A 583-nucleotide genomic window follows, 5' to 3' on the forward strand; every position below is an offset into this window, starting at 1 on the left:
TCAGTGGTGTGATTCTAATGTTATTCTCGAACACGCTTGTTCGTTGGATGCACGGTGCAGAAAACACTCACAGCACTGCAGAACAAATTGAAGAGCAACAAACACAAGTTGCTTAACATGGTTTCAAAGTTACTAAAAAGGGTCGCAATCGCGACCCTTTTTAGTATTCATTCGGTGCAGAATACCAAAGCTCTACAGCTTGCTGCGTACTAGTTCTGCCATCATATCGATATGCATGTCATCGTCATTAAGGCATGGAATATAGTGGAACTGCTCACCACCCGCTTCCATAAAGATCTCTTTGTTCTCTCCCGCAATTTCTTCCAACGTTTCTAAACAATCAGATGAAAATGCAGGAGTCATGATATCAATTTTCTTCACGCCTTTACTGGTGATGGTTTCCAATGTTTTATCAGTGTAAGGCTGTAGCCACTCTTCTCGGCCAAAACGAGACTGATAAGCCATACCAATCTGATCCGATGATAAACCAAGCGCCTCACCAAGCAAGCGAGTGGTCGCTTCACAATGCTGAGGATAAATGTCGCCATTGTCTGCATAACGTTTAGGAATACCGTGATATGAA

1 protein-coding gene is annotated in these 583 nt (G+C 42.9%); it reads right to left on the reverse strand.

Features of this window, described 5'->3' with window-relative positions; all coding sequences use genetic code 11:
* Nucleotides 1-192: 192 nt before the first annotated feature.
* Nucleotides 193-583: ferrochelatase (hemH, locus tag R7093_RS26755; protein ID WP_318147217.1), on the reverse strand; the 391-nt coding region annotated here is incomplete at its 5' end.

This window comes from Vibrio sp. 1580 (genome assembly GCF_033340055.1).